Below are 25,296 nucleotides of genomic sequence, written 5' to 3' on the forward strand. Positions count from 1 at the left end.
AGCTCCTGTCTCGCGGCCATTTACCTTCTCAAAAATCAGCGGAGCCTAGCGGCGCTATTCCCTTTACGCCGCCGCTGTCAGCCTTTCCCCCGCAATGCGGTAGGAAATCGCCTCAGCCAGATGCATGCGCCCAACGGTCGGCTTGCCGTCGAGATCGGCGAGTGTGCGGGCGACCTTGAGGACGCGGTGGTAGCCGCGGGCGGAGAATTTCATTTTTTCGGCGGCGTCGCGCAGGAGCTGCAAACCGCTCGCATCGGGTTCGGCGAATTTTTCGATCATCGCGGTGGAGCAGCGGGCATTGGTGCCGATGTCCCCAGCGCCGGCCCGCGCAAAACGCTCCTGCTGGAGCGCGCGGGCGTGGGCGACGCGGCGGGCGACGTTAGCGCTGGCTTCGGCCGCCATCGGGCGGATGAGATCCGCGGCGGAGACGGCGGGCACGTCGATGCGGATATCGATGCGGTCCATCAGCGGGCCGGAGATGCGGGCCTGGTAATCGCTCATGCAGCGCGGGCCGCGGGCGCAGGTGTGGCCAGGCTCGCCGGCCATGCCGCAGCGGCAGGGGTTCATCGCCGCTATCAGCTGGAATTTCGCCGGATAGGAGACGCGATGATTGGCGCGCGCAATGACGCATTCGCCGCCTTCGAGCGGCTGGCGCAAAGCATCGAGCGCCTGCGGCGTGAACTCGGGGAATTCGTCGAGGAAAAGCACGCCGTGATGGGCAAGCGAGGCTTCGCCCGGACGGGCGCGCAACCCGCCGCCGACGAGGGCGGCCATGGTGGCGGAATGATGCGGGGTGCGGAACGGACGGCGGTCGGAGAGCTTGCCGCCGGTGAGCTGGCCGGCGATCGAATGCACCATCGACACTTCAAGCAGTTCAGCGGGTGAGAGCGGCGGCAGGATCGACGGCAGCCGCGACGCCAGCATCGACTTGCCGGAACCGGGAGGCCCGACCATCAAGAGATTATGGCCGCCGGCGGCCGCCACCTCGAGCGCGCGCTTGGCGCTTTCCTGGCCCTTGATCTCGGCAAGGTCCGGCAGGTTGGCGGCATTGGCGCGGATCGACGGCTCTGGGCGGGAGAGCACCTGCGTGCCGCGGAAATGATTGGCAAGGGCAATCAGGCTGCGGGGTGCGAGAATATTGACCTCGGCGCCGGCCCAGGCGGCCTCAGCGCCGCTTTCCGCCGGGCAGATCAGCCCCTTGCCGAGCGCATTAGCGCCGATGGCGGCCGGGAGCGCGCCCGCAATGGCGGCGATCGTGCCGTCGAGATTGAGTTCGCCGACGACGACATAATCCGACAGCGCGTCGGCGGGAATGGCACCAAGAGCCGCCATCAGCGCCAGCGCGATCGGCAGATCGAAATGCGAGCCTTCCTTCGGCAGATCGGCCGGCGCGAGGTTGACGGTCACTCGCTTGCCGGGCAACGCCAGGCCGGAGGCGTGAAGCGCAGCCTGCACGCGCTCGCGGCTTTCGGCGACCGCCTTATCAGGCAGACCGACGATCTGCATGCCGACCTTGCCGGGCGCGATCATCACCTGAACCTCGACCGGCACGCCTTCGATGCCCTGGAATGCCACCGTACTGACACGCGCGACCATCTGCCCACCCTTGTCCCGAAATTCTTATCGACCGCCCCGTGGCCGTTGAAAGCCAGCGGTTGCAATCTGGCATGGAAGCAGGACTAAAACAAGAACAATAAAAGAACGCAGAGAGATATAAGCGGTGGGCGCGGTTGTACCCGATCGCCGCCTCAGGCGCGCTTGCGCTCGATCGCATCCCAGAGCAGGCTGGCTATGTCGGCGCCACCGAACTTCCTGACCTCGCGGATGCCTGTCGGCGAGGTGACGTTGATCTCGGTCATGTAATCGCCGATCACGTCGATGCCGACGAGCAGGAAGCCACGCTCCCTCAGCGCCGGGCCGATGCGGGCGCAGATTTCCTGTTCGCGCGGCGTCAGCTCGGTCGCCTCGGCGCGGCCGCCGACATGCATGTTGGAGCGGCTGTCATGCTCGGCCGGCACGCGGTTGATGGCGCCGGCGAACTCGCCGTCGACGAGGATGATGCGCTTGTCGCCCTTGCGCACGTCGGGCAGATATTGCTGGGCGATGAAGGGCTCGCGGAAAAGCTGGCCGAACATTTCCAGCAGTGAGGAGAGATTGCGGTCGTCGCGGGTCGAATGGAAGACGCCGGCGCCGCCATTGCCGTAGAGCGGCTTCAGGATGATGTCGCCCATCTCGTCGCGGAAGCGGCGGATTTCGGCGGGATCCTTGGTGATCAGCGTCTTCGGCATCAGGTCGGAAAATTCGGTGACGAAGATCTTCTCCGGCGAATTGCGCACCCAGGCCGGATCATTGACGACGAGTGTCTTCGGGTGGATGCGCTCGAGCAGATGCGTCGAGGTGATATAGGCCATGTCGAAGGGCGGATCCTGGCGCAGCAGCACCACGTCCATGGTCGAGAGATCGACGCGCTCGGGCGTGCCGAGCTCGAAGTGATCGCCCTTGACGTCGCGCAGCAGCATCGGCTCGACGCTGGCAAAGAGCTTACCGTCGCGGAAGCTCAGACGCTCGGGCGTGTAGTGGAAGAGCCTGTAGCCGCGGGCCTGGGCTTCCAGGCTCATGGCGAAGGTGGAATCGCCCGCGATATTGATGCCGGCGACATGATCCATCTGGACCGCTACATTGGTGATCTTGGCCATTTCCATCCCTCGCTGAATGCCGGACAGATGTAGGTCGGCCCGGCATCAAACGCAACGGCCAATCAAGGGCGGCAAAGGCCGGCGACCGTCAGGCCGCGATCCCCTGATTGCCGCCGTTGCGCAGCAGGTTGCGCAAGCGATAGGCGATCGCCAAGGGCTTGGGGAACGGCTTGCGCAGGAAGGCGACCTTGCGGACATAATTGTCGATCCGCCAGCTGGCCCAGGTCCCACCCGCGAAAAAGGCGACGTCGCCGACGCCAAGGGTTCGCTCCGTGCCGTCCTCGGCGGTGATGTGGACCTCGCCTTCGAGGATCATCACTGTCTCGTCCCAGCCGAAATACCAGCGGAATTCGCCTGCCGTGCAGTCCCAGATCGCCGTCAGCGACGCCTCGTCATGGCCGCGCGAATGTTCTGCGGTGCGGGCCTCAGGGTTGCCGCTGATAATCCAGTCTGGATTGATCGGCGTCGATTTCAGCGGCAGCAGGTCGCTCGCATGGGCGACGAAGGATTTCCCGGCCGGCTTCGCCACGGCATAAGGTACCGAGCGCGCGGCCACGGCGAGCGCACTTGCAAACATCAGCTTCCAGGCCATGAAACAACCCCCAAATTCTTGCCCCTAGTCAGCGTGCGATAGCAGAGAGTCGTAAGAAGCTGGTTCAACCCGGGACTAAAATTTTAACGATCCGAAACCCGCTGAACCGGAAACCGCTAAAACGCGTCCGGAAAGTGGCGCGGCAACCGGCCGGGCATGACTGCGACGATATCGTAGCGCTGGGAAAGAAGGGCCTGATCCGCCTGGCGGGCGAGCTAGAGGTCGCTTGCCGCCCGTATCCGCTTTTGGGCGGTGAGGGAGACGGCGTCGATAGCCGCAGTCTCACCATGGCGGGCTTTCACCTCGACGAAGACGGCGAGATCGCCCTTGCGGGCGACAATATCGATCTCGCCGAGGCGGGTTCGGTGGCGCAGCGCCAGGATGCGGTAGCCCTTCAGCATCAGGAAGGCGGCGGCGACATATTCCGACATGCGGCCGCGGCGCAGCGCCTTCCTTTTTATGGCGGTAAGGTCCTTATCGCCCATTACCGCCCTTCATCTCCAGCAGGCGCTGGTAGAGCGCCTTGCGCGGCAGGCCGGTCAGGCGGGCCGCCTCTGTCGCCGCCTTGGCCGTCGGCATCGACATCGACAGATCGGCAAGCACGGCTTCGACATCGGCCTCATCCGCCTCCACCGGCGGCGGCGGGCCGACGACGAGGACGATCTCGCCCTTGACGTTTTCCACCTGCTGGTAATGGGCGGCAAGTTCGGCCAGCGTGCCGCGGCGGAATTCCTCATAAGTCTTGGTGAGCTCGCGGCAGACGGAAGCCGGCCTTGCCGGGCCGAGCACATCGGCGGCAGCCAGCAGCGTCGCGCCGATGCGATGGGGCGATTCAAAGAAGATCAGCGTCGCGGGGGCTGCGGCAAGTTCACCGAGACGGTCACGGCGGGCCTTGTCCTTCACCGGCAGGAAACCGGCGAAGAGGAAGGCGTCGTTCGGCAGGCCGGAGCCGACAAGGGCTGCGAGCGGCGCCGAGGCTCCCGGGATGGGGATGACGCGGTAACCGGCGGCAATCGCCTGCTGGGCCAGCCGATAGCCGGGGTCGGAGACGAGCGGCGTGCCGGCATCGGACACCAGCGCCACCGAGCGGCCGGCTTCCAGCGCCTGGATGAGCCGCGGGCCGGCCTCGTCGGCATTGTGCTCGTGATAGGCAAAGGGGCGGTTCTGGATGCCGTAGCGGTCGAGCAGAACGCGGGTGACGCGGGTATCCTCGCAGGCCAGCACATCGGCGCCGGCCAGCGTTTCCAAAGCGCGCAGCGTGATGTCGCCGAGATTGCCGATCGGGGTGGCGACGAGATAGAGCGCCGGCTCCAGCGGCCGCGCCGGCACCGTTGCATTGTGCAGGCGGAAGCTTCGCCTGCTGGCGGCATCCGCTGTCGTTTGCTCGTTCATGCCCTCTGCTTTCGTCCCGCCGTCATCGATCCTCTATGGACGAACCTTTATGGGCGAGCCGCACCACTTCGGCAAGGGTTCGGATTTCTGTGAGGATTGCTCCGGAAAACCTGAAATGCAGGCGTCCGGCCATCCATGCCTCTTGCAAAGCGATGCTGAAGTCTGCCATTTTGCCCCTCCACTCCCCCGGTCCACGGTCGGGAAAGCATTCTCGGGTGCTCGATGCGCCCGGACAGTCACGGTCGAAAGCGGTAGCATCCCATGCGTATTACTATTGAGCGGTCAAACCTGTTGAAATCGCTGAACCACGTCCACCGCGTGGTCGAACGTCGCAACACGATCCCGATCCTGTCCAACGTATTGCTCAAGGCCGACGGCCAGAACCTCGACATGAAGGCGACCGACCTCGACCTCGAAATCACCGAGGCGACGCCGGCAAGCGTCGAACAGGCCGGCGCCACCACCGTTCCCGCCCATCTTCTCTACGACATCGTGCGCAAGCTTTCCGACGGCTCGGAAGTGCTGCTGGCCACCAGCACCGACGGCGGCTCGATGACCGTGCAGTCCGGCCGCTCGAAATTCTCGCTGCAGTGCCTGCCGGAATCCGACTTCCCAGATCTGACCGCCGGCACCTTCACGCATTCATTCAAGCTGAAGGCGACCGATCTGAAGATGCTGATCGACCGCACCCAGTTCGCGATCTCGACGGAAGAGACACGTTATTATCTGAACGGCATCTTTTTCCATACGATCGAGAGCAACGGCGAGCTGAAGCTCAGGGCGGTGGCGACTGACGGCCACCGGCTGGCGCGCGCCGATGTCGACGCGCCATCCGGCTCGGAGGGCATGCCCGGCATCATCATTCCGCGCAAGACGGTCGGGGAACTGCAGAAGCTGGTGGACAATCCGGAAGCGATCGTCACCGTCGAGGTTTCCGACGCCAAGATCCGTATAACGATCGGCTCGATCGTTCTGACGTCGAAACTGATCGACGGCACCTTCCCCGATTACCAGCGCGTCATCCCCACAGGCAACGACAAGGAAATGCGCGTCGACTGCACGAGCTTCGCCCAAGCCGTCGACCGCGTCTCGACGATCTCCTCCGAGCGCGGCCGCGCCGTCAAGCTGGCGTTGTCCGAGGGACAGCTGATGCTGACCGTCAACAATCCGGATTCCGGCAGCGCCACGGAAGAGGTCGCCGTCGGCTACGACACGGATGCGATGGAAATTGGCTTCAATGCCAAATATCTGCTCGACATCACCGCGCAGCTTTCGGGCGAGGAAGCGATCTTCCTGCTCGCCGATGCCGGCTCGCCGACACTGATCCGCGACACCGCCGGCGATGACGCGCTTTACGTGCTGATGCCGATGCGCGTCTGACGGGAACGAAGGCGGCCGCTTTCGGTTTTCCTCCTGTTAAGCAGGAGGTACCGGGATGAAAAGGACGGGAGCGGTGCGCATCGGCATTTCCGGCTGGACGTATGCGCCCTGGCGCGGACAATTCTATCCGGAAGACCTGCCGCAGAAACAGGAACTTTCCTACGCCGCGCGCCACTTCCGTTCGATCGAGATCAACGGCACCTTCTACGGATTGCAGAAGCCCGAAAGCTTCGGCCGCTGGCGGGACGAGACGCCCGATGATTTCGTCTTTGCGGTCAAAGGACCGCGCTTCATCACCCATGTCAGGCGACTGAAGGAGATCGAGGCGCCGATTGCCAATTTCTTCGCCTCCGGGCTGCTCAGGCTCGGCCCCAAGCTCGGACCGATCCTCTGGCAATTCCCGCCGAACATGGCCTTCGATCCCGATCGTTTCGAAAACTTCCTGTCGCTGCTGCCGCATGATCACGATGCGGCGATAGCACTGGCGAAGCGGCATGATGCGCGCCTCAAACAGGCTTGGCTCAAAAGCGACGGGCACCAGCCAATCCGCCATGCGCTCGAAATCCGCAACGACAGCTTCCGCTCGCCTGAGTTCATAGAGATGCTCCGGCGACACAAGGTGGCGCTCGTCTGCGCCGACACGGTGAAATGGCCGCTGCTGATGGATGTCACCGCCGACTTCATCTATTGCCGCCTGCATGGTTCCGAACAGCTCTATGTCAGCGGCTATGAAGACGAAGCCCTCGACATATGGGCGCAACGCATCCGCGCCTGGACCAGCGGCGGAGAGCCTGACAATGCGACGCGCGTTCTTGAACCTCTGCCGGCGCGCGCCAAGGGCCGCGACGTCTATCTTTATTTCGACAATACCGATAAGAAACTGCGCGCGCCCGTTGACGCCGGCCATTTGAGCCAAAGACTTGCCGACCTCATGCCTCGCTCCCATCGGAAAGCCGCATGAACTGTTGATGCCGATGTCCTCGTTGCGAAAATCCTTGTCCCGGGAGCGACAAGCAGCATAATAAGACAGTCGATCAACGTGCGGATGGGTGGAGAATGCGCTTACGGGTCAAGGTCAAGGAACGGCTGGGCAAGAAGTTCGACGACGAAATTCGCTTCTTCCGAGGCATGATGCAGGGGCCGAAGACTGTAGGCTCGATCGTGCCGACCTCCTCGATCACCGCCAAACGCATGGCCAGCGTCATCGACCTCAATTCCGGGCTGCCGGTCCTCGAACTCGGCCCCGGCACCGGCGCCATCACCAAGGCTATCCTCGGCCGCGGCGTGGAGCCGGACAATCTGGTGGCGATCGAGTATTCGACGGATTTCCACCAGCATCTGCAGCGCGCCTATCCCGGCGTGAATTTCATCAACGGCGATGCCTTCGATCTTCAAACGACGCTCGGTGCGTTCGCCGACCGGACGTTCGATTGCGTCATCTCCTGCATTCCGCTTCTGAACTTCCCGATGGCGATGCGCGTCTCGCTGCTCGAAAGCCTCCTCGACCGCCTGCCTGCCGGCCGGCCGGTGGTGCAGATCTCCTATGGCGCGATCTCGCCGATCGCCGCCAATCCCGACCGCTACCACATTCAGCATTTCGACTTCGTCATGCGCAACATTCCGCCGGCGCAGCTCTGGGTCTACAAGCGCGGCTGAGATGTTCGGGCTCTATATCACCCATCCGCAAGTCAAGATCGATGCCAACGTGCCCGTGCCGAAATGGGGGCTTTCCGATGTCGGCGCGGCGCGGGCGCGCAAGGCGGCCGAGAGCGGCTGGGCCAGGCAATTGCGGCGCGTCGTCTCCAGCGACGAGACAAAGGCCATCGAAACGGCCGAGATCCTGGCGGAAGCCTCCGGCACGAAAGTCGAGATCGTCCATGCCATGCACGAGAATGACCGTTCGGCCACCGGCTTCCTGCCGCCACCTGAATTCGAAGAGGCGGCCAACTGGTTCTTTGCCCATCCGGAAGAGAGCTTCAAGGGCTGGGAGCGCGCCGTCGATGCCCAGGCCCGCATCGTAACGGCGGTCAAGGCCGTTCTCGCCGGCCATGATGCGGCAGCACCCATCGCCTTCGTCGGCCATGGCGGCGTCGGCACGCTGCTCAAATGCCATCTTGCGGGCAGGCCGATCGGCCGGGACCGCGACCAGCCGGGCGGCGGCGGCAATCTCTATGCTTTCGGCCTTGCGGATCTCGGCCTAAAATGCGACTGGACGCCCATCGAAGACTGGCGGGGGTGACTTCACATGGACGCACGCGAGCGGCTGATCGTCGGCCTGGATGTTCCAACGATCGGCGAGGCGGAAAGACTGGTTTCCACGCTCGGCGACGACATTCTCTTCTACAAGATTGGCTATCAGCTGGTCTTTGCCGGTGGCCTCGAATTCGCCCGCGACCTTGCCGCTAGCGGCAAGAAGATCTTTCTCGATATGAAGCTGCTCGACATCGACAACACCGTCGCCTCAGGCGTCGAGAATATTGCCAAGATGGGCATGTCGATGCTGACGCTGCATGCCTATCCGAAGGCGATGAGGGCCGCAGTCGAGGCCGCGGCGGGCTCCGGCCTCTGCCTGCTCGGCGTGACCGTGCTGACCTCGATGGATGCCGAAGATCTCGCCGAAGCCGGCTACAGCCAGGATCCGCACAGCCTGGTGCTCAGCCGCGCCGGACAGGCGCGCGCCGCCGGCATGGGCGGCATCGTCTGCTCGGCGGCGGAGGCGGCCGAAGTGCGCGAGATCCTCGGACCCGACATGGCGATCGTCACCCCCGGCATCCGCCCGACCGGCAGCGACAAGGGCGACCAGAAGCGGGTGATGACGCCTTTCGACGCGCTGAAGGCGGGATCAACTCATCTCGTCGTCGGCCGACCGATCGTCAAGGCGCCCGATCCGAGGGAGGCCGCCCGCGCCGTCCTCAATGAGATGGTCAGCGCGCTCTGGCCGGCAAACCGCTAATTCAATCGCAAAGGGAGAAGACCATGGCCAAGGGATACTGGATCGCCCGCGTCGATGTTCGCGATGCCGAGCGTTATAAGGACTATGTGGCAGCAGCCAAGCCGGCCTTCGAGAAATACGGCGCGACTTTCCTGGCGCGCGGTGGCGCGATCACCGAGCTCGAGGGCAAGGCGCGTGCCCGCAATGTCGTGATCGAATTTCCCTCGATGCAGCATGCCGTCGACTGCTATAATTCACCGGAATACCAGATCGCCGCGAAAATCCGCCAGGAAGCGGCGGATGCGGAAATGGTCGTCGTCGAAGGCGTCTGAGTCCCTTCGCATCCGCAAAACTCGCGGCGGGATGGGCCTTCCCGTCGCGTCGGGTTTGGGCTAATACGGTGCCGATACAGCATCCCGCACAGCCTTTCGAGGAGCCTGCCATGACCCTTGCCAACCTGCCGCCGCTCGTCACCGTGTTCGGAGGGTCCGGCTTCGTGGGCAGGCACGTGGTGCGGGCGCTCGCCAAGCGCGGCTATCGCATCCGCGTCGCCGTGCGCCGGCCCGATCTCGCCGGCTTCCTGCAGCCGCTCGGCAATGTCGGCCAGATTTCATTCGTGCAGGCGAACCTGCGCTATCGCAATTCCATCGACCGCGCCGTCGAGGGCGCCAGCCACGTCGTCAACTGCGTCGGCATCCTGCACGAGACCGGCCGCAACACCTTCGACGCGGTGCAGGAATTCGGCGCGCGGGCGGTTGCCGAAGCGGCGCGCAATGCCGGCGCCACCCTCGCCCATATTTCGGCGATCGGGGCCAACGCGAATTCCGATTCGGACTATGGCCGCACCAAAGGCCGCGCCGAGACATCAATCCTCTCCGTCAAGCCCGATGCGGTGATCTTCCGCCCATCGATCGTCTTCGGACCGGAGGACAGCTTCTTCAACAAGTTTGCCGACATGGCCCGCATGTCGCCCGTCCTGCCGCTGGTCGGCGGCGGCAAGACGAAATTCCAGCCGGTTTACGTCGAGGATGTCGCCGAGGCGGTCGCCCGCGCCGTCGACGGCAAGGTCGCAGGCGGCAAGGTCTATGAGCTCGGCGGGCCAGAGGTTCTGAGCTTCCGCGAATGTCTCGAGACGATGCTGAAGGTGACAAGCCGCAAGAACCCGCTGGTGTCCCTGCCCTTCGGCGTGGCGTCGCTGATCGGCAGCATCGCCTCGCTGGTCCCATTCGTGACGCCGCCGATCACGCCGGACCAGGTGCGCCTGCTCAAGCGCGACAACGTCGTTTCCGCAGAAGCCGAGGCGGAGGGCCGCACGCTGAAGGGGCTCGGCATTACGCCGACCATGCCGGCATCGGTGCTCGAGTCCTACCTCGTACAGTATCGTCCGCACGGCCAGTATACCGGCTCCGGCAAGGCTGCCTGAACAATTTCGATGATTTAACAATGCCGTTCGCGGACAAGGCGGACGGCATTTGCCGTTGCCGTTTTTAACCACCGGCGGCGCAAATCCGGTAGGTCCGTTTGCCGCTCGGCTCAAGAGCAGTTGCAGAAAAGTCGCATCGGAAAATTTGCGGAATTAACGCGAAATTTAGCAGGAACGTTTATTGCTATTTGTCATTCCACTGACTACCAAACCCGCGCGTCCTCGAACGGACTCAACGCTTGCGAAAGCGTGCGGCAATCACTGTGAAAGGCATTTCTCAATGGGCAAGTCAATCGCGCTCCTGTTTGCGTGTGCGGCGCTGATTATCATGGCGGGCTCCTTCGTTGCGCCCGGTTCGGTTGCGGCGCTCAAGGGCGACTGCTCGCCGGCCTACGGCGTCGATCCTTGCTCGACGGCTTCGATCATCCATTGACGAAAAGACCGGCCTTGGCGCCGGTCGGCTATCCAGACAGGCACCGCTAGGCGGACGCCTCACACCGAGCGTTTCAACCGACCGCCCGGCCTGCCCGCGTTATCAGTGCGGGCGCACAGTCTCAACATTTGTCTGTTAAAGTCGGCGCCATGCCGGGAATGGCATATGTGTCCACGAGGCTCAGCCCTCGATCCGCATCTTGGACTAAAACACTCGCGAGGCTGCAGCGCATCGCATCCGCGCCTGAGAGTCGCGCGAATGCGATGCGATGGAGATGCCTCAGGCGATCATACCGGTCGCGGCCATGCCGAGCAGCAGGACGCCGAGAATAATGCGGTAGATGGCAAACAGGGTGAAGCGATTGCTTCTGATATAGGCGAGCAGCCATTTGACCGCGATGAAGGCGACGATCGTGGAAACGATGAAAGCGATGGCGAGCGCCGTCCAGTCTTCGCCTGCCGCTCCGCCATCCCTGAAGGTCTTCACCAACTCATAGCCGCTTGCGGCATACATTGTGGGGATGCCGACGAGAAAGGCAAATTCCGTCGCCGCGGCGCGATTGCCGGTGCCGGCCAGCAGGGCGACGAAAATCGTGGCGCCGGAGCGTGACGTGCCCGGAAAGACGCCGGCAACGATCTGGGCGATGCCGACCAGGATGGCGACAAGCCAGGTGATCTCCTTATGCGGCGGCCGGCGCGCGGCGGCCCACTCGGCAAAGATCATCCAGATGCCGCCGATGATCAGCGCCCAGGCGATCGGCGTCGCGGTCTCCGGAAGTTGAAAGCCGAGTTTCTTGACGACGAGGCCGAGGATTGCGGTGATCAGAAATGCGACGATCAGCTTGGCGGCATAGTCCCGATTCTCAGGCTCCCGCCAGCCAAGCACCAGATCGACGAGACGCCGCCAGTAGATGATCGTGACGGCAAGAATGGCGCCCGCCTGAATGACGATATTGAACATGTCCGACCGGTGGCCGAGCCATTGCTCCGCAATGATGAGATGGCCGGTGCTGGAGATCGGCAGAAACTCGGTGATCCCCTCGATGACACCGAGAATGGCGGCATTGATATAGTCCATAAATTGTCTCCGGTTTAAAGGTCGTTCGGATCGAGCATTTCCTGCTGGAGATGTTCTGGGCTGCGTCTGAGCCGATCAGGCAGCCGTTATCCTCGTACGCAAGACGTGTGTTTTGTCCCTTGTCAGATGGCGTGAAAGCCGATTCGCTTGTATTGGCCGGGCCAAGCTCCTATAGCTTCAACCAATGAGTCATGACTAAGGCGCTATAAACGAGCTGCCACACAGTCCTGTAACAGCAATCATAAAGCCCGAGTATCGATGCCCACGCTTTATCATCATCCCATGTCCTCCGCATCCCGCTTCGTCCGGCTGATCCTGGCGGAATACGGCTATCAGGCGGATCTGATCGAGGAGCAGACATGGGAGAAACGCCGGGATTTCCTGGCGCTCAATCCGGCCGGCACGCTGCCGGTCTATGTCGACGACAGCATGCGTGCGCTCTGCGGCGCCACCGTCATTTCCGAATATCTCGACGAGACCCACGGGGTCTTGAAGCGCGACCGGCGGCTGCTCGCCGAGGACCCTTTCCAGCGGGCGGAAATCCGCAGGCTGAGCGAATGGTTCATGCAGAAGATGGAAAACGACGTGACGAAGCCGCTCGCGCGCGAGCGTGTCTACAAGTTGCAGATGACTGCCGATCAGGGTGGCGGAGCGCCGGATTCGAAGATTTTGCGCACGGCCCGCGCGAATATCCGCCAGCATATGCGCTATCTCACCTGGCTCGCCGGCTCGCGCCAGTGGCTGGCGGGCGAGCGGATGAGCTATGCCGATCTTGCCGCCGCCGCCTCGGTGTCGATCCTCGATTATCTCGGCGAGATCGATTGGGCCGATGCGCCCGTCGTCAAGGAATGGTACCAGCGGCTGAAGTCGCGCCCTTCCTTCCGGCCGATGCTGACCGAGCGCGTGCGCGGCCTGACCCCCGTTTCACACTATGCCGATCTGGATTTCTGACGAGGGCTCTTCATGCCCGAAGCTTATAGAGACGACAAAGAGCGGCGGCGCCGCGACAATTTGACCGACTTCGTCAGGGCGGAATCTGCCGCCAAGGGCTTCGATCTCTGCCGCATCACGCGTCCCGATTCGATCCCCGACGCGAAACAGCGCCTCGGCGAGTTCATCGATGCCGGGCGGCACGGAACGATGGAGTGGATGGCGGAGACGCGCGAGCGGCGCGGCGATCCCCGGACCCTCTGGAGCGAGGTACGATCCGTCGTCGTCTTCGGCCTCAACTACGCCCCCGAGGAAGATCCGCGCGGCATCCTCGCCAAGCCGGACAAAGCGGCGATCTCCGTCTATGCCCGCAATCGCGATTATCACGACATCATCAAGGGCCGGCTGAAGGAGATCGCCACGCGCTTTGCGGCGCGGGCCGGCGCCGACGTCAAGGTGTTCGTCGATACCGCGCCGGTCATGGAAAAGCCGCTGGCGGCGGCAGCCGGATTGGGCTGGCAGGGCAAACACACCAATCTCGTCAGCCGCACGCATGGTTCGTGGCTGTTCCTCGGCACGATGTTCACCACCGCCGATCTTGCCATCGACGCGCCGGAGACCGATCATTGCGGCTCGTGCCGCGCCTGTCTCGACGCCTGCCCGACGGCCGCCTTCCCGGCGCCCTACCAGATCGACGCGCGGCGCTGCATTTCCTATCTCACCATCGAGCACAAGGGGCCGATCGATCCCGACCTGCGGATGCTGATCGGCAATCGCATTTACGGCTGCGACGACTGTCTTGCCGCCTGTCCCTGGAACAAGTTCGCAAGTGCTGCCTCCGAGATGAAGCTGCAGGCGCGGGAAGATCTGCAGGAGCCGTCGATCGCCTTTCTGCTGACGCTCGACGATCCCGCTTTTCGCGCCTTTTTCAGCGGATCGCCGGTGAAGCGGATCGGCCGCGACCGCTTCATCCGCAACGTACTGATCGCCGCCGGCAATTCCGGCGAGAAGGCGCTCATCCCGCAATGTCGCATGCTCGCCGGCGATGTCTCGCCGGTGGTGCGGGGTATGGCGATCTGGGCGCTTTCAAGGCTGATGGAGGCTGGCGAATTTTCGGTCTTTGCCGCACAAAGGGCCGACGAGAGTGATGACGACGTACTGAACGAATGGCGGCTGGCAGGAGTGGGCTGATGCATGTGATGATCTTTGGCTGCGGTTTTTCCGGCACGGCAATCGCCAAGGCTTTCGCCGGCGACGGCGTGCGCGTGTCCGGCACGACGCGCTCGGCAGAGAAGATGGAAGCGCTCCGCCGCGCCGGCATCGAGGCATACCTGTTCGATGGCGAGACCATCGAAGAGAAGCTCGTCGAAGCTTTGGCCGATGTCACACATCTCGTGCAGTCGATCGCACCTGGAAAGGCCGACCCGCTGCTGCGGCTGCTCGATAAAGACGGCGCGGGCCTGCTGCCGAGGCTCGAATGGATCGGCTATCTCTCCACCGTCGGCGTTTATGGCGATCACAAGGGCGCATGGATCGACGAGGAAACGCCCTGCGTGCCCGTTTCCGGACGGTCGAAAGAACGGCTCGAGGCCGAAGAGGGCTGGCTGGCAATGGGCCGCGAGCGCGGCGTGCCAGCGGCGGTGCTGCGTCTTTCCGGCATTTACGGGCCTGGGCGCAATGCTTTCTGCAATCTCGAAAAGGGCACGGCGCGGCGGCTGATCAAGAAGGACCAGGTCTTCAACCGCATCCGCGTCGAGGATATCGGCGCGGCGGCGCGCTTCCTGTCGGATCGAGGCCTCGGCGGCATCTATAATATCACCGACGACCGGCCCGGGCCGCCGCAGGATGTGATCGTCGAAGCGGCACGGCTGATGGGTGTCGAACCGCCTCCGGAACAGGCTTTCGAAACCGCCGAACTGACACCAATGGCGCGTTCCTTCTACGGCGAGAACAAGCGGGTTTCGAACGCGAAACTAAAGGCTGCCGGCTTCGAATTCTCCTTCCCGAATTACCCGATGTCGCTTGCCCAATTGTGGCAGGACGGGCGCTGGCGTGGCTAGATTTCGGGCGGCGGCTTGTGACCAGCGCCATCACCCGAAATGAGTAGGAAATTCCTACTTTCCGCATTTATTCGGACAATTCTCGCCGCATCTTATGGTTAACGGCCTTTGAATTTGCTCAAATGTGGCAGCAAATATGGCGAAAGCAGAAAAAAAATTTTGTGATTTTTGTGAAGGTCCTGGCGCTGAAAACCTCCTCGAAAAAATTATTTGAATTTTAACTGATTTCATTAGGTTTTTTCCACGTCTTGGCGCAGGCGGCGAATTACGACATTTAATCAACGGCATCACAAATATTACACAACGTAACATTCCGTGATCACGATCGGCACTTTTTCGCCATTTTTCGACGGATTTAAGCCCCGCCGCCTGCAAGGGCGTGTGTTCAATAGTTGAGGGATACTCCGTTTTGAAGAAAATCAGCCGTTCTATTATCGCTGCGGCAACTATTGCGGCCTGCTCTTCCATGCTTCCGGCGGAAGGTTTTGCTGCAAATGGCTGTGGCGGTGCTTCATGGTACGCACTTCGCTCCAAAACTGCTTCCGGAGAACGTATGAACCCTGCCATCTTGACTGCCGCGCATCGTTCGCTCGCATTCGGCACCAAAGTGAAGGTCACCAACCGCAACAATGGCCGCACCGTCGTCGTTCGCATCAACGATCGCGGTCCGTTCATTCGTGGCCGCGTGCTCGATCTGTCGCGCGCCGCCGCACAGAATATCGGTATGGTGAGCTCCGGCACCGCAAAGGTCTGCTACCAGATCGTCAGCTGAGGCTGAAAGCTGCGCCGCCAGCGGCGCTTGCTCTTGCCGCCAATCGCGGTTACCACGCGGTTGAAACCTGTCGACAATCCGTCCACCGTCTATGTGCGGAGCATTACAGGTCACGGCAACAGGAGATATGTGAATGCGTCTGGGCGGCCGCCTCGAAGGGGCGATTTCTGTGCTCGCGGATATCGACACCCGCAAGCGGCCCGTCGCCGACGCGCTGAAGGACTGGGGCCTCGCGCATCGCTTCGCCGGTTCCGGCGACCGCGCCGCGATCGGCAATATCGTCTACGACGCCTTGCGCATGCGGCTTTCCCATGCCTGGCTCATGGATGACGACAGCGCCTCGGCCATTGCCCATGCCGTCATGTTCCGCCAGTGGGGTTTTACACCTGACAGCCTCGCCGCCGAACTGGCGGACGACAAATTTGCGCCGGCACCGCTTTCGCCTGACACCGTTGCGGCTTTCCAAAGTCGCTCGCTCGACGATGCGCCCCTGCATGTGCAGGGCGATATTCCGGAATGGGTCCAACCCTCCTTCGAACAGTCCTTTGGCGCAAGCTGGCTCGCCGAGGCGCAGGCGCTTGCCGCCCGCCCGACGCTCGATCTGCGCGCCAACATCCTGAAAGCCTCCCGCGACAAGGCCGTCAAGGCGCTCGAAAGAGCCGGCGCGCATGCGGCGACGATCGCCCGCTACGGCATCCGGATTGCCGCAGGCGAAGGCGCCTCGCGACTTCCCAACGTGACAGCCGAGCTTTCGTTCCAGAAAGGCTGGTTCGAAGTTCAGGACGAGGGATCGCAGATCGTCGCCGATCTGGTGCTCGCGCGCGACGGCGAACAGATCCTCGATTATTGCGCCGGCGGCGGCGGCAAGACGCTCGCCATGGCCGCCGCCATGCAGAACAAGGGGCAAATTCACGCCTATGACGCCGACCGCAAGCGGCTGGCGCCGATCATCGAGCGGCTGAAGCGGGCGGGCACGCGCAATGTCCAGGTTCATGACGACGTCAAAGGGCTCTCCGGCCTTGCCGGACGTTGCGACAAGGTGCTGGTCGATGCGCCCTGCACCGGCACCGGCACATGGCGCCGCCGCCCGGATACCAAATGGCGGCTGACGGCGAAGAACCTCGACGAACGCACCGCGCAGCAGCAGGACGCGCTGACGCAGGCGAGCGGCTTCGTCAAGCCGGGCGGCGACCTGATCTATGTCACCTGTTCGGTGCTGCCCCAGGAAAACGAGGAACAGGTGCGCCGCTTTGCTGCCGGCAATTCTGACTTTCAGATCGTCAGCGCCCTGCCCGCCTGGGACGCGCTCTTCGGAAAGGACGCGCCGCGTCCGCATTCCTCCGACGGCCTGACGGTGACGCTGACGCCCGCCTCCACCGACACGGACGGCTTCTTCTTCTGCCGCATGCAGCGGAAGGGCTGACGCGGCTTGGCGGATGCCGGGACCGCCCCACCATTGACGCTGATTTTTCCGGCTGACGCCTTGCAAACCGGCGGTTTGGAAGCACCTCTGCATCCTTAAAATTATTCCAAACTAGAGCATTTGACACCAGTTTGCTTTTGCGCGAAGAGACGAAGCCCCATTAGACGGAAGATCCGTCAGAGGAGAGGATCATGAAGCTCAACACATTCCGCGCAGCCGTGCTGGCGATTGCCCCCGCAGCCCTGCTCGCCCTTCCCGCGCAGGCCGAGACCGATGCTGCCGCCGTGGTGAAACATTATGCCGAGGTGGCGCATGCCAAATATGAGGACTCGCTGACGACGGCAAAAGCGCTCGACGCCGCCATCGATGCCTTCCTCAAGGCGCCGACCGACGAGACGCTCAAGGCCGCCAGGGATGCCTGGATCAAGGCGCGCGTTCCCTACCAGCAGACGGAAGTCTACCGCTTCGGCAATCCGATCGTCGACGACTGGGAAGGCAAGGTCAATGCGTGGCCTCTCGACGAGGGCCTGATCGACTATGTCGATGGCTCCTACGGCACCGAGAGCGACGAAAACTCGCTCTATGTTGCGAATGTCATCGCCAACAAGACGATCAAGATCGACGGCAAGGATGTCGACGCCTCGAAGCTGACGCCGGAATTCCTTTCCGGCACGCTGCAGGAGGCCGGCGGCATCGAAGCCAATGTCGCGACCGGCTATCACGCCATCGAATTCCTGCTTTGGGGCCAGGATCTGAACGGCACCGGTCCCGGCGCCGGCAACCGCCCCGCGACGGATTACGACCTCAAGAACTGCACGCACGGCAATTGCGACCGCCGCGCCGAATATCTGAAGTCCGCCTCCACCCTGCTGGTTTCCGATCTGCAGGAAATGGCCGACAACTGGAAGCCGGACGGGGCTGCGACCAAGAACGTCGAGGGCGATGCGAAGGCGGGGCTCGTCGCGATCCTGACGGGCATGGGTTCGCTTTCCTATGGCGAGCTTGCCGGCGAGCGCATGAAGCTCGGGCTGCTGCTGCACGATCCGGAAGAAGAACATGATTGCTTCTCCGACAATACCTACAACTCGCATCTCAACGACGCGATCGGCATCGCCGCCGCCTATACCGGCAACTACACCCGCGTCGACGGCACCAAGCTCAGCGGCCCGTCGCTGCACGACCTCGTCGCCGCCAAGGACAAGACGCTCGATGCCGAGATGGAAGGCAAGCTCAACAAGACGCTCGATGCGATGAACGCCATGGCCAAACGCGGCGAGACGGTCGAGAAGTACGACCAGATGATCGGCGAGGGCAACAAGGAAGGCAACGCCGTCGTCCAGGCCGCCATCGACGGACTGATCGACCAGACGAAGTCGATCCAGCGCGTTATTGCCGCACTCGATCTCGGCACGGTTCAGCTTGAAGGTTCCGACAGCTTGGATAATCCTAACGCCGTCTTCAAATAAGTAAAAAGGCGGGCCGCTTCGGAAGCCGGAGCGGCCCGAGCCCCGAAATGTCGCATGCCACGGCCAGCCGATTGATCGCCAGCGCAGCGCTCTGCGCCATGCTTGCCGGATTTTCCGCAGCCATTGCGGGCGGGTTCGACCTGCCAACCAAACGAACGGACCTTTCCGAGGCCGATCTCAAACGCGTTACCGACGTCACGCAACCGACCAGGGATTTTTCCAAGGCCGAACAATACGAAGCGATGCAGGCGGGTGCCGCGACCTCGATCGATCCCGTCACCGAGGACAGCTTCTCGCATGTTTCGGCCAACATACCGTTCGAGGAAGAGCAGAATTTCAAGCTCGGCAATGCGCTGTTCCGCAAGCTCTGGGTTTCTTCCCCCTCCTCGACGCAGGCCTCAGATGGTCTCGGACCGCTCTTCAATGCCCGCTCCTGCATGAGCTGCCATGTCAATGACGGCCGGGGCAAACCCCCGGAGGGCGGCCCGAGCGCCACCTCGATGTTCCTGCGGCTGGCGCGCGCCGCCAAAACGCCGGAGGAAGAGCGGGCGATCGCGAATGCCGACGTCGTCAACTTCCCGGATCCGGTCTATGGCCATCAATTGCAGGACCTTGCCGTTCCCGGCCTTGCCGCCGAAGGCCGGATGGCGATCCGCTATGACGAAGAAAAGGTGACGCTCGGCGATGGCGAGGTCGTGTCGCTTCGCCGGCCGAATTATGCGGCGACGAACCTCGCCTACGGGCCGCTCGACGCGGCGACGACCATTTCGGCGCGCATGGCGCCGGCGATGATCGGCCTCGGGTTGATCGAAGCCATTCCGGAAGCCGATATCCTGGCCCATGCCGACCCCGATGACGCAGACGGCGACGGCATCTCGGGCAAGGCGGCGATCGTGCGCGACCATCGCAGCGGCAAGATCGCGCTCGGTCGTTTCGGCTGGAAGGCACAGAACGCCACGGTGCGCGATCAGAGCGCCGATGCCTTCGCCAACGATGTCGGCATCTCGACGCCCGATCGGCCGGATGCGCATGGCGACTGCACCAAGGCGGAAGAAAAATGCCTCGATATGCCGACCGGCGTGCAGAAGCGGCTGGGGGCGGAAGAAGCGCCGGGGCCGATTCTCGACCTCGTGACCTTCTATTCGGAAAACCTGGCCGTTCCGGCGCGGCGCAAGGCGAGCTTTCCCGAGACGCTGCGGGGCAAGCGGATTTTTTACGAAACCGGCTGTATTTCCTGCCATGTACCGAAATTCGTCACCCGCCGGGATGCACCTGACCGGGCGCAAGCCTTCCAGCTGATCTGGCCCTATTCCGATTTTCTGCTGCACGACATGGGCGACGGCCTTGCCGACGGGCAACAGGTCGGCCTTGCAAGCGGACGTGAATGGCGCACACCGCCGCTATGGGGTATAGGACTGACCCGGACGGTCAGCGGACACAGCTTTTTCCTGCATGACGGCCGCGCACGGGATCTGACCGAAGCGATCCTCTGGCATGGCGGCGAAGCTGAAAAGGCCCGCAACGCTTTCTCCACCCTGTCCAAAGACGACAGGGGGGCCCTGATTACATTCCTGGAGTCACTTTGATGCGCCTTTGGCACCCGCTGCTCTGCCTCACTCTGATCGGCTTCGCCACATCGGCGGCTGCCCAGACCGCCGCTCCGCAGGCAGGGCTGAACGAAGATGCCGTTCCCGCCGTCATGCAGCGTGCCGTCGATGAAGTGATCCGTCCCGGCTATCGCAACATGCAGCAATCGGCCGCCCGGCTGACGACGGCGATGAAGGACCTCTGCGACGGCGGCACCCAGCAAACGCTCGACAAAGCAAAATCCGCCTTCGACGATACGATCCGCTACTGGTCGATCATCGAAATCGTGCAGACCGGCCCCGTCATCCAGGACAATCTCTTCGAGCACATCCTGTTCTATCCCGACCGCAAGGGCGTCGGCCTCAAGCAGGTGCAGGCGCTGATCGCCAAGGCCGATCCGAAGGATGCGACGGTCGATGCGATCGCCGGCAAGAGTGTGGCGCTGCAGGGCCTGACGGCGCTGGAATATGTGCTTTACGGCAATGGCTCCGACGATCTCGTGAAGCAGAAGGGCGGCTTCCGCTGCCTTTACGGCGCGGCGGTGGCCGGCAATATCCAGCGCGAGGCCGGCGAAGTCGTCGCCGCCTGGGAAAAGCCCGACGGGGTGCAGGCGAGCTGGAAACATCCCGGCCCGCAGAGCGACGACTTCATGGACAACAAGGAAGCCGTCACCGCCCTGCTAGGCATTCTCGTCCACGGCGCGGAGAACGTCCGCGACCAGCGGCTGGAGCAGTTCTACAAGGGCAAGGATACCGCACCGCGCCCGCGCATGGCGATCTATTGGCGCTCCAAGAACACCTGGAAATCGATGGCGGCCAATCTGGAAGGCTTGCGAACGCTCTGGCAGAAGGCCGGCATGGCCGAGCTTCTACCGCCGGACAAGCAGGCGATCGCCGCCGCGATCGACGAGGATTTCAAATCGCTGCTGGAGAGCCTCCCGAAGCTCAATCCGGACATCGAAGTCGCAACCAGCGACGCCGAGAAAGCCAAGCTCGACACGTTGCTGGCCGAGAGCCGTAATTTGATCACCAAGATCAGCGACGATTACGGCGCGGCCATCGGGCTTTCGGCCGGCTTTTCCTTTTCCGACGGAGACTGAGACGATGATGCGAAGTGCCGCGATCGACCGACGCAGTTTCGTCAAGGCGGCAGGAATAGGCTTTCTTGCAGCCTTGGCGCCTAAGTCGCTGATAGCTCTCGAACGGGCCGATGCGGTCTATGCCTCGGGCATTCGCGCAGCCGACGGCTCCTTTGCCGTCGCGACCGTGACGGAGGGCGGCGAGATCGTCGATCAGGTGGCGCTTCCCGCGCGGGCTCACGGCATGGCTTTCAGTGCGGCCAGCGGCAAGACCGTCGCCTTCGCGCGCCGGCCCGGCACCTATGCGATGATCTTCGACCCCAGGCACAAGGGCGAGCCGATCGTCATCAGCTCAAGGGAAGACCGGCATTTCTACGGCCACGGCGCCTTCTCTCCCGACGGCCGTACCCTCTATGCCAGCGAGAACGATTTCGATGGCAATCGCGGCATGATCGGGCTCTACGACGCCACCGACCGCTTCACCCGCATCGGCGAATTCGAAACCTACGGCATCGGTCCGCACGACATGACCGTTTCCGATGACGGGCGCGTTCTCATCGTCGCCAATGGCGGCATCGAAACGCATCCGGATTTCGGCCGTACGAAGCTCAACCTCGGGGAGATGCAGCCGTCTCTCGTCCTGATCGATGCGGCGACCGGTGCGCTCATCGAAAAACACATGCTACCGGCGGAATGGTCGGCGCTCTCTACCCGCCACGTCGACCTCGACGGCGAGGGCCGCATCTGGTTCGCCTGCCAGTATGAAGGCCATCGCAATGATCTACCGCCACTTGTCGGCCATTTCGCCAAGGGCGAGAATCTCTCTTTCATCGACCTGCCGGAAGAGACGACGCGCAGGCTTGCCAATTACGTCGGCGCGATCGCCGTCAATCGCAGCGAGGGCCTCGTCGGCGTCACCTCACCGAAGGGCGGCGCCTCGGTCACGATCGACGCCAGGACGGGCAAGGTGCTGGCCGAGACTGCCGTTCCGGATGCCGCCGGCATCGCGCCGGCAAGAGAAGGCTTTGCCGTCTCCTCCTATGATGGCGACTTCCGGTCGATCCGCAGCGAGGTCGCCTGGGATCAGCATATCGTCCGGATCTAAACCTGTGGAATGAACGTACGACCAAACAAGACTTGCGCGACGACGGCACGGCGAAAGGTGGCCCCGGCGACACGGCTGGACGTTTCCATCGCCGCCGAGACCGATTTAAGGCGATGTCCAGCTTGTCGAATCCGGCGTGTCATGCCACTTTCTCGGCTTCGAGAGGGGTAGCCATGAGCGAGACTGACAGGGGCGATTTCCGCGCGCGAATCCGCCGTAATTTTGCGCGCCAGGCAGCGATGCAGACGATCGGTGCGGAACTGACGCGCGTCGAGCACGGCGTCGTCGAGATCGAGCTTCCCTTCGACGTCAAGCTGACGCAGCAACACGGCATCCTGCATGCCGGCATCATTTCGGCGGCGCTGGATTCGGCCTGCGGCTTTGCGGCCTACAGCGTCATCGACCCCGAGGCCTCGATCCTGACAATCGAGTTCAAGGTCAACCTCATGTCGCCGGGGCGCGGCGAGCGTTTCCTGTTTCGTGGCGAAATCACCAAACCCGGCTCCACCATCATCGTCGCCGACGGGCGCGGCTACGCGATCGGCGACGGGCCGGCGAAACTCATCGCCTCCATGACCGGAACGATGATGGTCATCCGTGGCAGAGAAGGAATTACGGGATGAAGTTCGAGCTGAAGTCGGTCGCGGGAAAATCCATGCTGTTCGTCATGGCGGCGGAGGCCGAATACGGCCCCTTCCTGCGTTCGCGCATCGAACCCTTGATGACCGGCGTCGGCCCGGTCGAGGCGGCGGTTGCGCTGACCAGGACGCTCGCGCGGCTGGATGCGGCCGACGACCTGCCGGATCTCGTCGTTTCCCTCGGCTCGGCCGGTTCGGCGAAGCTGGAGCAGACTGAAATCTATCAGGTCACCTCGGTCTCCTACCGCGACATGGACGCGTCTCCGCTCGGCTTCGAAAAGGGCAGAACACCTTTCCTGGACCTGCCGGCGACGCTCGAGCTGCCGCTGCGCATCCCGGGAATCGCCGAAGCCAGCCTCTCGACCGGCGGCAACGTCATTTCGGGTCCCGCTTATACCGACATCGATGCCGACATGGTCGACATGGAGACCTATGCGGTGCTGCGCGCCTGCCAGGGCTATAAACTGCCGCTGATCGGCCTGCGCGGCATTTCCGACGGCGCGGTGGAGCTGCAGCATATCTCCGGCTGGACGGAATATCTGCACATCGTCGACCGCAAGCTCTCCTACGGCGTCGACAGCCTGTTCACGGCGCTGGAGGACGGGGTTTTCTGGTTCTGAAACTGACCGCACCGCGCGTCCTGTCAGATGCGCGGGGACAATCGGAACAATAAAAACCCGATGCCGCCGATTTCCCGGATTGCCAGGCGAAGCGCTTTTCTTTAAAGCCTCGCCATGACCCAGACAGCACATCCCGACTCCGTTCTCATCGTCGATTTCGGCAGCCAGGTGACCCAGCTCATCGCGCGGCGCGTGCGCGAGGCCGGCGTCTATTGCGAGATCGTTCCCTTCCAATCGGCCGAAGAGGGCTTCAAGCGCCTGCAGCCGAAAGCCGTGATCCTGTCAGGAAGCCCGGCTTCCACGGTGGACGAGGGGTCGCCGCGAGCGCCTCAGATCATCTTCGACAGCGGCCTGCCGGTTTTCGGCATCTGCTACGGCCAGCAGACGATGTGCATGCAGCTCGGCGGCAAGGTCGAAAGCGGCCATCACCGCGAATTCGGCCGCGCCTTCCTCGATGTCGACAAGGATTGCCAGCTGTTCGAAGGCCTCTGGTCCTCCGGCTCCCGCCATCAGGTCTGGATGAGCCACGGCGACCGCGTCACGGCGCTGCCTGAGGGTTTCGAGGTGGTGGCCACCTCCTCCAACGCGCCCTTCGCCTTCATCGCCGACGAGAAGCGCAAATATTACGGCGTGCAGTTCCACCCCGAGGTCGTGCATACGCCCGACGGCGCCAAGCTGATCGGCAATTTCATCCACAATGTCGCCGGCATCAAGGGCGACTGGTCGATGTCGGCATACCGCCAGAAGGCGGTCGACGAAATCCGCAAGCAGGTGGGCGACAAGCGCGTCATCTGCGCCCTTTCCGGCGGTGTCGACAGCTCCGTCGCAGCTCTGCTGATCCACGAGGCGGTCGGCGACCAGCTGACCTGCATCCTCGTCGACCACGGCCTGATGCGCAAGGACGAGGCGGCCAACGTCGTCGCCATGTTCCGCGAGCACTACAATCTGCATCTCTTGCATGTCGATGCTTCGGACCGTTTCATCGGTGAGCTCGAAGGCGTCAGCGACCCGGAGACCAAGCGCAAGATCATCGGCCGGCTGTTCATCGAGACTTTCGAGGAAGAGGCCAAGAAACTCGGCGGCGCCGATTTCCTCGGCCAGGGCACGCTCTATCCCGACGTGATTGAGAGCGTTTCCTTCACCGGCGGCCCGTCGGTGACGATCAAGTCGCATCACAATGTCGGCGGCCTGCCGGAGCGCATGAAGATGCAGCTCGTCGAGCCGCTGCGCGAACTCTTCAAGGACGAGGTGCGTGCGCTCGGCCGCGAGCTCGGCCTGCCCGACAGCTTCATCGGCCGCCACCCCTTCCCGGGTCCGGGCCTAGCGATCCGCTGCCCCGGCGGCATCACACGCGAGAAGCTCGAGATCCTGCGCGAAGCCGATGCGATCTACCTTGATGAAATCCGCAAGGCCGGCCTCTACGATGCCATCTGGCAGGCTTTCGCCGTGCTGCTCCCGGTCCAGACGGTTGGCGTCATGGGCGATGGGCGCACCTATGAATTCGTCTGCGCGCTGCGCGCCGTCACATCCGTCGACGGTATGACCGCGGATTTCTACCACTACGACATGGAATTCCTCGGCCGCGCCGCCACCCGCATCATCAACGAGGTGCGCGGCATCAACCGGGTGGTCTACGACGTCACGTCCAAGCCGCCCGGCACTATCGAGTGGGAGTAGGGCAGAAGCCGCCGT

The 25,296-nt window shown here is 63.0% G+C and carries 27 protein-coding genes and 1 pseudogene; 20 read left to right on the top strand and 8 right to left on the bottom strand.

Annotated elements, in window-relative coordinates; genetic code table 11:
- Positions 1–63: 63 nt before the first annotated feature.
- The 6 genes and pseudogenes from GA0061105_RS08380 to GA0061105_RS08405 all read right to left on the bottom strand — a co-directional run bounded on the left by GA0061105_RS08380 (position 64) and on the right by GA0061105_RS08405 (position 4,849).
- Positions 64–1,596 (bottom strand): YifB family Mg chelatase-like AAA ATPase, encoded by a 1,533-nt coding sequence (locus tag GA0061105_RS08380; protein ID WP_092749347.1) that lies wholly within the window; start codon positions 1,594–1,596, stop codon positions 64–66.
- A gap of 152 nt (positions 1,597–1,748) precedes the next feature.
- The gene (gshB, locus tag GA0061105_RS08385) at positions 1,749–2,696 is read right to left on the bottom strand and encodes a glutathione synthase (RefSeq protein WP_092749349.1); all 948 of its coding nucleotides are present in this window, start codon (positions 2,694–2,696) and stop codon (positions 1,749–1,751) included.
- Between the two features lie 88 nt (positions 2,697–2,784).
- Positions 2,785–3,288: a cupin domain-containing protein gene (locus GA0061105_RS08390; RefSeq protein WP_092749351.1), complete on the bottom strand. Its 504-nt coding sequence runs from the start codon at positions 3,286–3,288 to the stop codon at positions 2,785–2,787.
- Between the two features lie 116 nt (positions 3,289–3,404).
- Positions 3,405–3,773, bottom strand: a pseudogene (locus GA0061105_RS08395) (YraN family protein).
- On the bottom strand, positions 3,763–4,680 hold the full coding sequence (gene rsmI, locus GA0061105_RS08400) for a 16S rRNA (cytidine(1402)-2'-O)-methyltransferase (RefSeq protein WP_092749353.1): 918 nt from the start codon (positions 4,678–4,680) through the stop codon (positions 3,763–3,765). The pseudogene GA0061105_RS08395 and the gene rsmI overlap by 11 nt, the downstream one beginning before the upstream one ends.
- 22 nt (positions 4,681–4,702) lie before the next feature.
- Positions 4,703–4,849 carry a methyltransferase gene (locus GA0061105_RS08405; RefSeq protein WP_092749355.1) on the bottom strand — a complete coding sequence of 49 codons (147 nt, stop codon included), beginning with the start codon at positions 4,847–4,849 and terminating at the stop codon, positions 4,703–4,705.
- Positions 4,850–4,941: 92 nt separating this feature from the next.
- Here GA0061105_RS08405 and dnaN point away from each other — a divergent pair, with 92 nt between their 5' ends.
- The 8 genes from dnaN (at position 4,942) to GA0061105_RS32810 (ending at position 10,848) form a co-directional block, all read left to right on the top strand.
- Entirely contained in the window at positions 4,942–6,060 is a 1,119-nt protein-coding gene (dnaN, locus tag GA0061105_RS08410) for a DNA polymerase III subunit beta (RefSeq protein WP_064693507.1), read from the top strand.
- A gap of 55 nt (positions 6,061–6,115) precedes the next feature.
- Positions 6,116–7,021, top strand: coding sequence for a DUF72 domain-containing protein (locus tag GA0061105_RS08415; protein ID WP_064693506.1), 906 nt, complete (start codon positions 6,116–6,118; stop codon positions 7,019–7,021).
- Between the two features lie 95 nt (positions 7,022–7,116).
- Positions 7,117–7,716 carry a phospholipid N-methyltransferase PmtA gene (pmtA, locus tag GA0061105_RS08420; RefSeq protein ID WP_092749357.1) on the top strand — a complete coding sequence of 200 codons (600 nt, stop codon included), beginning with the start codon at positions 7,117–7,119 and terminating at the stop codon, positions 7,714–7,716.
- A gap of 1 nt (position 7,717) precedes the next feature.
- Positions 7,718–8,299 (top strand): histidine phosphatase family protein, encoded by a 582-nt coding sequence (locus GA0061105_RS08425; protein ID WP_092749359.1) that lies wholly within the window; start codon positions 7,718–7,720, stop codon positions 8,297–8,299.
- A gap of 6 nt (positions 8,300–8,305) precedes the next feature.
- Positions 8,306–9,013, top strand: coding sequence for an orotidine-5'-phosphate decarboxylase (gene pyrF / locus GA0061105_RS08430; RefSeq protein ID WP_064693503.1), 708 nt, complete (start codon positions 8,306–8,308; stop codon positions 9,011–9,013).
- A gap of 23 nt (positions 9,014–9,036) precedes the next feature.
- Positions 9,037–9,324: a DUF1330 domain-containing protein gene (locus GA0061105_RS08435; protein WP_064693502.1), complete on the top strand. Its 288-nt coding sequence runs from the start codon at positions 9,037–9,039 to the stop codon at positions 9,322–9,324.
- Positions 9,325–9,434: 110 nt separating this feature from the next.
- Positions 9,435–10,415, top strand: coding sequence for a complex I NDUFA9 subunit family protein (locus tag GA0061105_RS08440; protein ID WP_064693501.1), 981 nt, complete (start codon positions 9,435–9,437; stop codon positions 10,413–10,415).
- 280 nt (positions 10,416–10,695) lie between these two features.
- On the top strand, positions 10,696–10,848 hold the full coding sequence (locus GA0061105_RS32810; RefSeq protein ID WP_092749361.1) for a hypothetical protein: 153 nt from the start codon (positions 10,696–10,698) through the stop codon (positions 10,846–10,848).
- 279 nt (positions 10,849–11,127) lie between these two features.
- Here the strand turns inward: GA0061105_RS32810 and GA0061105_RS08450 are convergent, their stop codons facing one another.
- Positions 11,128–11,925: an undecaprenyl-diphosphate phosphatase gene (locus tag GA0061105_RS08450; protein WP_092749363.1), complete on the bottom strand. Its 798-nt coding sequence runs from the start codon at positions 11,923–11,925 to the stop codon at positions 11,128–11,130.
- Between the two features lie 258 nt (positions 11,926–12,183).
- On the opposite strand from GA0061105_RS08450, the gene GA0061105_RS08455 reads away from it, so the two are divergent.
- The 3 genes from GA0061105_RS08455 to GA0061105_RS08465 are packed head-to-tail and all read left to right on the top strand — an operon-like array spanning position 12,184 to position 14,915.
- Complete coding sequence (locus GA0061105_RS08455; protein ID WP_092749365.1) at positions 12,184–12,876, top strand: glutathione S-transferase family protein; 693 nt, start codon at positions 12,184–12,186, stop codon at positions 12,874–12,876.
- A 12-nt stretch (positions 12,877–12,888) separates the two neighbouring features.
- On the top strand, positions 12,889–14,046 hold the full coding sequence (gene queG / locus GA0061105_RS08460; protein WP_092749367.1) for a tRNA epoxyqueuosine(34) reductase QueG: 1,158 nt from the start codon (positions 12,889–12,891) through the stop codon (positions 14,044–14,046).
- A complete protein-coding gene (locus GA0061105_RS08465; protein ID WP_092749369.1) occupies positions 14,046–14,915 on the top strand; it encodes an SDR family oxidoreductase in 870 nt (289 codons plus the stop codon). The genes queG and GA0061105_RS08465 overlap by 1 nt, the downstream gene beginning before the upstream one ends.
- Before the next feature lie 54 nt (positions 14,916–14,969).
- On the opposite strand, the gene GA0061105_RS33285 is transcribed toward GA0061105_RS08465, so the two are convergent.
- Positions 14,970–15,482, bottom strand: coding sequence for a hypothetical protein (locus GA0061105_RS33285; protein ID WP_245304238.1), 513 nt, complete (start codon positions 15,480–15,482; stop codon positions 14,970–14,972).
- On the opposite strand from GA0061105_RS33285, the gene GA0061105_RS08470 reads away from it, so the two are divergent.
- From GA0061105_RS08470 to guaA, 9 genes are all read left to right on the top strand, one after another.
- The gene (locus tag GA0061105_RS08470) at positions 15,382–15,687 is read left to right on the top strand and encodes a septal ring lytic transglycosylase RlpA family protein (protein WP_245304236.1); all 306 of its coding nucleotides are present in this window, start codon (positions 15,382–15,384) and stop codon (positions 15,685–15,687) included. The two genes, GA0061105_RS33285 and GA0061105_RS08470, sit on opposite strands and share 101 nt — an antisense overlap.
- Positions 15,688–15,820: 133 nt before the next feature.
- Entirely contained in the window at positions 15,821–17,110 is a 1,290-nt protein-coding gene (locus GA0061105_RS08475; RefSeq protein ID WP_092749373.1) for an RsmB/NOP family class I SAM-dependent RNA methyltransferase, read from the top strand.
- A gap of 191 nt (positions 17,111–17,301) precedes the next feature.
- The gene (locus GA0061105_RS08480) at positions 17,302–18,576 is read left to right on the top strand and encodes an imelysin family protein (protein ID WP_092749375.1); all 1,275 of its coding nucleotides are present in this window, start codon (positions 17,302–17,304) and stop codon (positions 18,574–18,576) included.
- A 47-nt stretch (positions 18,577–18,623) separates the two neighbouring features.
- A complete protein-coding gene (locus GA0061105_RS08485) occupies positions 18,624–20,162 on the top strand; it encodes a di-heme oxidoreductase family protein (RefSeq protein WP_092749377.1) in 1,539 nt (512 codons plus the stop codon).
- The gene (locus GA0061105_RS08490) at positions 20,162–21,262 is read left to right on the top strand and encodes an imelysin family protein (RefSeq protein ID WP_092749379.1); all 1,101 of its coding nucleotides are present in this window, start codon (positions 20,162–20,164) and stop codon (positions 21,260–21,262) included. The genes GA0061105_RS08485 and GA0061105_RS08490 overlap by 1 nt, the downstream gene beginning before the upstream one ends.
- Positions 21,263–21,266: 4 nt before the next feature.
- Complete coding sequence (locus GA0061105_RS08495) at positions 21,267–22,346, top strand: DUF1513 domain-containing protein (protein ID WP_092749381.1); 1,080 nt, start codon at positions 21,267–21,269, stop codon at positions 22,344–22,346.
- 173 nt (positions 22,347–22,519) lie between these two features.
- Positions 22,520–22,969 carry a PaaI family thioesterase gene (locus GA0061105_RS08500; RefSeq protein ID WP_092749383.1) on the top strand — a complete coding sequence of 150 codons (450 nt, stop codon included), beginning with the start codon at positions 22,520–22,522 and terminating at the stop codon, positions 22,967–22,969.
- The gene (locus GA0061105_RS08505; RefSeq protein ID WP_064693489.1) at positions 22,966–23,604 is read left to right on the top strand and encodes a 5'-methylthioadenosine/S-adenosylhomocysteine nucleosidase; all 639 of its coding nucleotides are present in this window, start codon (positions 22,966–22,968) and stop codon (positions 23,602–23,604) included. Before GA0061105_RS08500 ends, GA0061105_RS08505 begins: the two co-directional genes overlap by 4 nt.
- 114 nt (positions 23,605–23,718) lie before the next feature.
- Complete coding sequence (guaA, locus tag GA0061105_RS08510) at positions 23,719–25,281, top strand: glutamine-hydrolyzing GMP synthase (RefSeq protein WP_092749385.1); 1,563 nt, start codon at positions 23,719–23,721, stop codon at positions 25,279–25,281.
- The last annotated feature ends 15 nt before the right edge of the window (positions 25,282–25,296 follow it).

The sequence above is a fragment of the Rhizobium aethiopicum genome (assembly GCF_900094625.1).
GTDB classification, from domain to species: domain Bacteria; phylum Pseudomonadota; class Alphaproteobacteria; order Rhizobiales; family Rhizobiaceae; genus Rhizobium; species Rhizobium aethiopicum.